1 protein-coding gene is annotated in these 223 nt (G+C 29.1%); it reads left to right on the forward strand.

What is annotated here, in order from left to right; all coding sequences use genetic code 11:
• Nucleotides 1–223, forward strand: a 223-nt coding sequence (locus tag ABOA88_RS24160) for an ATP-binding cassette domain-containing protein (RefSeq protein ID WP_440128013.1), incomplete at both ends; no start/stop codon positions are given.

Below are 223 nucleotides of genomic sequence, written 5' to 3' on the forward strand. Positions count from 1 at the left end.
TTGATATCTTTAAAGGAGAAACTTTTGGACTAGTTGGTGAATCTGGATCAGGAAAAACTACTATTGGTAGAGCAATTATGGGTATTCAACCTATACAAGATGGTGCTATCTTTTTTGAAAATAAATTATTAAGAGGTAAAGCGCCTAATGTTTATGAAATTAATAAAAAAATAGCTAGACATTTAGATGTTATGAAACAAAACCAACTGAATACTTCTATATG

The organism is Pseudomonas sp. PKS (genome assembly GCF_051913525.1).
GTDB classification, from domain to species: Bacteria; Pseudomonadota; Gammaproteobacteria; order Pseudomonadales; family Pseudomonadaceae; genus Aquipseudomonas; species Aquipseudomonas guariconensis_D.